This window comes from Methylomagnum sp. (genome assembly GCF_054333355.1).
In genome coordinates this window covers 1-8539 of the sequence record NZ_JBTEKS010000184.1, presented here as the reverse complement: position 1 = coordinate 8539, position 8539 = coordinate 1, and the positions used below count along the sequence as shown (strand labels likewise).

3 protein-coding genes are annotated in these 8539 nt (G+C 67.2%); 1 reads left to right on the top strand and 2 read right to left on the bottom strand.

From position 1 onward, the window contains the following. On the top strand, window positions 1-234 hold a 234-nt coding region (locus ACXWUF_RS13940), incomplete at its 5' end, for a hypothetical protein (RefSeq protein WP_458503293.1). A 17-nt stretch (window positions 235-251) separates the two neighbouring features. Here the strand turns inward: ACXWUF_RS13940 and ACXWUF_RS13935 are convergent. Together ACXWUF_RS13935 and ACXWUF_RS13930 are read right to left on the bottom strand one after the other, a co-directional pair. Then, window positions 252-590, bottom strand: coding sequence for a hypothetical protein (locus ACXWUF_RS13935; protein ID WP_458503292.1), 339 nt, complete (start codon window positions 588-590; stop codon window positions 252-254). 302 nt (window positions 591-892) lie between these two features. Beyond that, entirely contained in the window at window positions 893-8521 is a 7629-nt protein-coding gene (locus ACXWUF_RS13930; protein ID WP_458503291.1) for a filamentous haemagglutinin family protein, read from the bottom strand. Window positions 8522-8539: the final 18 nt, after the last annotated feature.

Below are 8539 nucleotides of genomic sequence, written 5' to 3'. Positions count from 1 at the left end.
CGGCGGCTCCTGGCGCGAATGGGCGGGACGCTGGCCAAGCAGCGAATCGTGGACGGCCAGTTCGGCGGTTTGGAGTCCACCGCTTTGCTGCCACGCGAATACCCACAGAAACACCAAAATCCCCGTGCCGCTGGCCGTGATAGATTCGCCGTATCAGAAGTGGCGGGGGGTAGCGGAGCCGACTCGGTTTTAAAAACCGAGTCGGCCTACATGGATGCGGTCAATTCAAAATGAAAATACGCTGATCAAGATCAGCTATGCAGGTCAATATTGGAGACGCCCTCGACATCCCATTCGTCGCAGGTGCCCGTGCCGGTGATCGTGAGCTGTTTGCCGGTCTGAAAGGCCGTGGTGGCGAGGTCGAGCCATAGCTTCGAAACGCCGGTATCGGCACGTTCAAAAGCAAACCAGTTGTTTAATGGGCAGTCGGTGTCCCCGGATATTTGTACTCCCACGCGAACGGATTCCCCCGATCCGGCGTTGACCCGAATCATTTGAACCGTGCCCGTCAACGTGCTGGCTTGCGCTTCCGTTTGCAAAGTCATCGCGCATGAGGCGAGGAATAAGGCGGCAGCAAGATACTTTTCCATGTTCATACCTCTCGTCCGTTTGGGTAATCCTTCGTTCCTTGTGGCCGGAGCCTATCTAAAAAACGGCTCCCAACATAAAAGTGGACCAATAAACCTGCCCGGTTATCCAAAAAGCCGGGTAGGTCGGGCATATATTCCCGTGCCCGGCATTTTGGCTCCGAAGCGGCGTCGGGCGTGAGTATGGGCTGTGGGAGTGGGCTTTATCCTACGCTCCGAGCAATGGCCGCGGGCTAAAGCCCACTCCCACGGCATGGCTATCCGTAGGCTCGGAATGAAAATGTCCCGGCCTTTCCACTCACCACTCACCCACACCCCGGCGCGCCATTCTTCACATCCGCCGGACTGCATTCCCCGAAGCCCAACACTTCCACATTGAGCGGCGTCAGCCGGGCCGCGTCGGCCAATTGCTTGCGCTTGTCGGCTTGCTCGCCGTCGTTGTTGTTCGAGGCCGTCTGCTGGGCGTTCTGGGTGGCGGCAGCGGCGGCGCTGGCCGCCCCGGCGGGCGCGACCGGCACCGCCACGTTGGCGCTGGGCACGCCCGCCGAACTGCCGCCCACGTCGATATTGCTCGCGCCAATCACGGCGGTGGCGGCGATGGTGATGTTGTTACCGCCGATACCGGCCTCGCCCGCGTCCACCACGCCACGCGGCGCCGCGAGGAACACGTCGCCCGGCTGGGGCGCGGTGCTGGCGGCGGTGCGGATGCCGCTACCCGAGACGACCGGCGGGAATTCCACCTTCAAATTGCCTAGCTCGTCGAAGCTGATGATGGGCGGCGGCGCGGCGATGGCGGACTTGGCCCCGCGTCCGGCGTCGATGTTGCCGTTCGAGGACCACAGGGTGATGTCGCCACCATCCATGGCGAACACGCGGGACTGGTTGACCAAAAAATCCCCGTCCACCAAGGCATTCACCGCGCCGGAACGCTGCGCCACGATGCCAAGATCGCTGGCGGGCTTGGACCCGGCGAAGGCCACCGCCAAACCGGCGTTCACGTCGCCGCCCGGCACCAACAGGTTGATGTCGCCGCCGTCCACCGTGTGGACCTTGCTGAAGAACAGCTTCAAGTCGCCCCGGTATCGCGATTCTTTCTCGCCCGCGCCGGGGAATAGCGCCTCAATGGCCGCGAAGCCCGCGTCATAGGCGGAGGCTTCGCCCGTGCGGGCGGCCAGCGAAGCGGCGGCGCGGATTTCGCCGAAGAACATCGCCAACAAGAATTCCCGCCGCTGCGCTTCCGGCAGGGCTTGATAGGCCGTCGCCGCGCTGGCTACGTCGAGCGTGCCGTCGCCGGTGCGTTTCCGCATGTAGTCGGTCAAGAGACCTGCGTACTTCTCGGACAGCGGGTCATACTTTTGGGCGAACTCGTCGAAGTGGGCCACGTCGCCCATGCCCGCCAGAATCGACACCGACGCGCCATCCTCGGCCAGCGCCCGGTTGCTGGTGTTGCCGATGGTGTAGATGCCTTCGGACGCGCCCAGATCAATCGTGCGGCCCGCCGTCACCCACACCTGACCCGGCCCGGACACCTGGATTTCGCGGGTCAGGTTGACCAGATTGCCCTGGGCGTTGCGGGGCGAGGTGAAGCGGACATCCCGCCCGGCGGCGAAGCTGGACAGGGCATAGTCGGGGTGCTGAACCTGGAAGCTCACGTCCAGCAAATCCTTCCCGGCCCGCGCCTCCACCGCCTTGGGCAGCGAGAACAGCAGCGGATCGGCGGAGACGATGTTTCCGGCGGCATGAATCCGCGCCGGGTCGGTGTCGCCGCGATGCACGGGCGTTTGGGCGTGAATCAAATTGGCATCGCCGAACGGTTGCAAGCGCTGCGCGGCGTCCTCCCAACTGGTGGCGGGAAAGGCGGCGCTGGGCAGCAAGGAGGGATCGGCGTCCGACATCGTGATGTTCACGTTGTCGCCAACCTGGCCGGTGGTCACATCGACGCCCGCCAACAGATTGAAGCGGGCGGTCGCCGCGGGATACGTCACCAAGGAACGGTCGAACACCACGCTGCCTTGCAGCGCCGCCACGTCCAGCGAGGCCGGATAGACGCTCAGGGCGCTCTGTGTGGCACCGGGGAAGGTAAGCTGGGCGCTGGTGGTTCTGAGGCTGTTCAGCGTGTCGATCAAGCCGCCGATGTTGTTCTGCAATTCCACATCGCCGGACAAAGCTCGTAGGCTCACGCCGCTATCCGCCGAATAGGTGAAGAAGAAGTCGCGGGCGCGGGCGCTGTTGATGACCGTCGGGTTGAGGGCCGCGCCCAGGCTGATGTCGTGCCCGGCTTGCAGGCTGAAACTGGCATCCCCCAAACCCAACACCACGCCCAACCCGCCCGGCGAGCCGACGCCGGTGATGGAACCCGCCGCCGTGATGCCGCCCGTGCCGCGCCCGGTGTAGAACGTCCCGCCGATGACATCGCCGCCCGCCGCGACGGCCAGGTTCCCGCCGCCCGACACGGTGATTTCGTTGCTCAAGAAGCCGGTGTCCGAGGCATTGTCCGGCTTGGCGACTTGGCCGGTCTGCTTGCCGGTGGTGGGGATGACCACGGACAGCGCCGCCACATCGCGTCCGGCGTTGACCGTCACATTGCCACCGCCCAGCGCCCCGATGTTCTGCCGGAAGTCGCCCGAAGGCTGCCCCGAGCCGGTCGGCCCGCCGATGGCGACGGCCCAAGCGGTGGGCGTTTCGCCGGTGTGATCGGCGTTCTGGGTCCAGTTGCCGGTGCGGACCAGCCAGCCGTCGAAGAACTGGCCGGTGGGTGCGCCGATCACATCCCGCCCGGCGGAAATGGCGATGTCGCCGCCTTCGACCGGGTATTCGCCGTAGAACTGGAAGGCCACGAAGCCCGGCTTGAAGCCGCCGTAGCGCTGGCTGTCGGTGGGACGCCCAGCGGTGTAGATGGCCGAACCGGCGTCGGTCAAGGCCACGTCCTCGCCCGCCGTGACGCGGATGTCGCCCGTGCCGGTACGCACCGCCACGCCGGAGCCGACCGTGATGTCCTCGCCCGCTTCCAGCCGGTAGCTCCAGGACTGGCCCGTTTGCAGCATGTCCTTGACCGGCATGGTCCGGCCTGTCCCTAGTAGGGACGCTAGGTCGATGCCGTTGGGATCGTCCCGGAAGCCGTCGCTCAGCTTGCCGTTGATCGCCAAATCCCGGCCCGCCTTGAGGGTCAGCACGCCGGGCCGCCCATCGTAGCGCCAGTCCACCAAATCCCAGCCGGATGCCGTCAGGATCAAATCGCCGGGGCTGCGGATTTCCAGGCCCGGTCGCAAGCCACCCGGCAAACCCAAGCGAGTTTCGATGGCGGCGGCGTTCGCCATGTAGGCGTCGGTGTCCGCTTTCCAAGTCGCGGTGTCGGACGCCGTGATGGTGCCCTTACCGGTGTAGACACGCACCGCTTCCACGGTGGTTTCCTTCGCGCCCGTCACGGCGGATTTCAGGTCGCCGCTCACCGCCACATCGTTGCTGGTCCGGGCGGCGCGGAGGCTCAGCGTGCCGTTGGCCGCGCCGTCGGCGGCGCGTAAGTCCAGCGTCGCGCCCGAGTCCAGAACAATCCCCGCCGGGCTGTCCGCCGCGTCCAAGCTAATCTTGCCGCCCTGGTCCGGCGTGCCTTGCGCCTGTAAATTGGCCGTGCCCGAGAGCCGCAGTTCGCCGCCAGAACGAAGATCAACCGCCGCGCCCGCGCCTTGGGCGTTAAGCGTGCCCGCGATGGTAAGTTTGCCTTGATCCGCCGTGACCTCAATGGAGCGGGCTTCCAGCGTGTTGCCAGCGGACAGGCTCACATCGCCAGTGCGCGCCCGAAGCTGAATTTCATCGCTGAACCCGGCAGCCGCCAGCGTGGCCCCGAGTCCGCCCAGTTCGCCGCCGTTCGGCAAGCTTCCGGTATCCAAATCGAAGCGCCCGCCGCGTGTGCCGCCCTTGGCGTCGGCGGTTCCGGCCAGGCTGAAATTGCCGTTGGGCGCGGCCACGCTCAGGCTGCCGCCTTGCTGCCCACTCAGCTTGAGATTCGCGCCGGATTCCAGGATTACATTGCCGGATTGGGCGGATAACTGAATCGCGCCGCCGTCGGAGTCCAGCGCCGGGCCGCCGAAGTTGAGGACGCGGCCCGACACGTCGATGTTCGAGCCGCTCGCCAGCAGCACATCGCCGGTCAGCGCGTTCAGCCGGACCACGCCGGACGGCGCGGAGATCGTGCCCGCTTGGCGGATGCCGTCGGCGGTGATGGACCATTGCCCGCCCAAGGCTTCCGGGCCGGTCGCGGGGTCGGCGTTGGCGACGGATTGAAGGGTGACGTGGTGGCCGGTGGCGTCGATGGCCGTGGCCGCGCCTTTCCCGCCGGTCACGCGGCCCGCTTTGAGGCTGACATCGGCCAGCGCCGTGAGCTGGCCCGCGCCGTCGCCGCTCATGGCGCCGCTGGCTTCAAAACCGGCGCTGGTGAAGCCCTGCAGGCGGTAATCGCCTTCGCCGAACACCACGGACTTGGCGGACACGGCAAGACCGCCGGTGCCGTCGGCCTGCCGGTCGGAACTGGCGGCCAGCGGGTTTTCGATACGCACCGCGTCGGCTTTGATATTGGCTGTCCGCCCATTGTTGGCGAACCCTAGCAAAGCGCCGGAACGCAGCACCAAATTCTTAGGGGCCAAATCCACCGCGCCGAATAGGCTGATGTCGCCGCCGCTGCTCAAGATCAATTCGTTGACCGCGAGTCCGGCCAGTTCGGCGGAGTTCAGCGCCAAGCCGCCGGTGGCGCCGGTGACTTCGCCCAGGCTGATGCGGCTGGCGCCCAAGGCCACGGAGCCGCCCTGGGTTTCCAGCGTGCCTTCCAGCCGGGTGTCGGCGGTGGCGTCCACGATCATCGAGCCGGACGCCGAGACCGTCGCCCCGGCGCCGATGTTGATGGAGCCGGTTTTGCCCGAGACGCCGCTGCGCTTCAAATCCGCCTGACCGGACGACGACGCCCGCAGGAACGCGGCGTCGCCGTCCACCGAGTACACGGTTTGGGTGGCGCTGGCTTCGGCCTCGCCCCCGGCAATGACGCCCGTGCCGTCGGCTAGGCTGATGTCCTGCTTGGCGGTGAGGATGAATTCGGACCCGACGAGCTTGGCGCCCGATTCCAGACGGATGGTGGAGGCGTCGGTCTTTACCACGGTCACGCCGTCCCCGGCGCTGCGGACGCCGCCGATGGCGATGCTGGACACGCCCAGCCCGTTGAGGCTGTCGGCGGTCAGGGTGACGACGCCCGCTCCGCCCACTTCGGCTCCGCTCAGGGCACCGTCCGCCGGGGCGTTTTGAACGATGGCGATATTGGCGGCGTCCAGGTCGAGCCGACCGCCGCGCCCGCCGTCCGCCGGCTTGGCGGTCACGCGGCCATCCAGATTCAGGCCGGTCTGCGCCGCGATGAGCAGAGCGCCCGCGTCCTGGGGCAGATAGGGGGCGGGTCGCTCTTGTTCCTGCGCTTTGGCGGCGAAAAACTCATTGGCACGATGGCCGGAATATTCGGCCCGGAGCCGCGCCGCGTCGCCTTTCTCCACCGCGAAGCCGCTCCACCGCGCGGCGCGGATGTCGGTGTTCGCCACGCGGCGATAGCCCGCCACGATGGGGGCACCGTCGCCGCGCTTTAAGCCTTGGCCGGGCACGAGGTCGGTGGTGTTGGCTTCCGGCGTGACCAGATACGCGCCGGGCAGCAAGGCATAGTGGGCGGGCAATAAGGTGTAAGTGCCCGTCTTGAGTCCGCCGCCGCCCGCCAGATGAACGCTGTCGCCCACTTGCAGCCCCGCGCCGGGGAATTCCAGCGGATCATAGGGCGCCACGCCGTTTTTGAGTTCGGGCAGCACCGCGTAGGTTTCCTGATACCGCGCATTGGCCGGGTCCAGCAAATCGGCGGAACCGCCCGGTCCCGGCACGAATTCAAAGGCGTACAAATCGCCGCCGCCGGAGGTGTCCACCACCGCCCCGGATTCCAGTTGCACAGCCTGGCCTTGCAGGGCCAGCTTCTTTTCCGGCGGGGCGGTGTAGACCAGATTTTGTTCGCCCAAGGGATAAATCCAGTCCAAGCCGCCCTGGGTCCGTCCGAACGGAATCACAGCGCCTTGCGCCGAGTTCGAGGTGAGGCTGCCGTCGGTGAGCCGCAGACTGTCCGTCGCCTTGAGGTTGATTTCGCCGAGCGGTGCTTTCAGCGTGCCGCCCTGGACGATGTTCGGCGCTTCCAGCGTCAGCTTGCCGCCCGCCGATAGCACGGTGGAACCCGCGCCGTCGCCGGGTTCAACGCTCAGCACGCCGTCGGCGTTGCCCTGCACGGCGACGCGGAAATCGCTCAGCGTGCTGGGATAAAGCTGGTCGGCCTTGAGGGTGATGTCGCCCGCGACGAGGAATTCCCCCAGGAAATCCCGCTGCTGCTGGCTGGTCCGAACGCCGATCAGCCGCAAATCGCCCGCGCTCGCCACGCTGGCCGCGCCGAAGCCTTGCAGGGCGGCGGTGCCAATCAAATCGACGGTGCCGCCCGAGACTTCTAGCCCGCCGCCACCGGACGAGGGTGCCGCCGCGCCGGGCCGGGTTTGGCTGGAGCCCAAGGCTATGTATGCGGCCTTGGCGGACACCGTGCCCGCGCTGGTCTCGCCCGCTGGCTTGAAGGCCAAGACGGGCGCGTCCAGAACCAAGCTGCGTTCCGCCTTCAAACTCACGTCGCCGGTGAATTCGATTTTGTCCGGCGTCCGCAGGGTCAGGGCCGAGAAGCCGCCGCTGTCCACCCGGTCGGCGTCCACAATGGCCTGACCGTATTGCCCCGCCGGGACCGCTTCGCCCTGAACCGGCGTCTCCGCCAAGCCGGACGCTTGCGACACCGCGATGACGCTGGGCACTTTGGGGAACGGCAATTGGCCCGGCACGATTTCGTCCGGCTCGCTGCGGGTGCGGGGATTCAATTCCAGCGACAACTCGCCGCCCGCCGCCCCGGTGCCCGAGCCGGGCTGACCGTGAAGGTCGGCATAAAGCTGGACGCCTTCCGCCGCCCGCAGGTCGAGCTTGCCGCCCGCCGAGGCCACGGTGCGGCGTTCGGTGGCGAGGGCGCCATTCGGCCCGGCCTTCGGCAGGTCCAGCGCGGCGGCGGTCCCGGACACATCCAGCCGCGAACCCGGCTCCGCCACGATGAAACCGCGATCCGCGTGCAGCGCAATCGCGCCGCCCGGCAAGACCTCGCCGACGGTCTGGCCCAGCTTGTCGTTCCGCAGCAAGGCCGCGCCCGCCACGTCCAGCGACGCGCCAGAACCCAGCCATATTCCCTGGTCGGGCAGGAAGCCCGGCTCCGCGCCCACCGGCGGCGTGACGGTTAAAGCCACGCTGCCCGCCGGGGCGTCCAGCGTGCCGTTGATGAAGATGCTGGTGTCGGAAGCGAATTTGAAAACGCCGCCCGCGTCGGTGGCGATTCGGGCACCTTGGCCGAGAGTCACGGCGGCGTCCCTGCCGCCTTGGCCGACCCGTTGCGCCAAAGTGAGGTCGAGTTGCGCGGCTTGCCGGGTGGCTTCGGGCAATAGGCCGATATGGCTGAAATCGCGTAAGTCCGCGCCACTGGCTTGGTCCTCTAGCCCCAAATCGAGAATCCGGTTCCGCACGCTCAGGGTGATTTCCGCGCCGTCGCTGACCGAGACGCCGCTCTTGTTGGAGGCGAGGGAATAATGGGCGAAGCCGCCCAGGTTGAAGAATTTGGGGTCGATGACCAAGGGACGCGCCCCGCCTTCCAACGAGGCCGGGGCATCGCCGAGGACGATTTGATCGGAAACCAGCGACAACGCGCCGCCCCGCCCGCCCGCCACCGCGTAGCCCGACACGGTGCCGTTCACCGCCAAGTCGGAGCCGTCGATGCCCGCCGCCTCCAGCTTGATGGCGCCCGCATCGCCCGCTTCGATCTTGCGCTTAAGGGTGCGCCGTGCCCCGCCGCTCACGTCGATGACGCCGCCCGC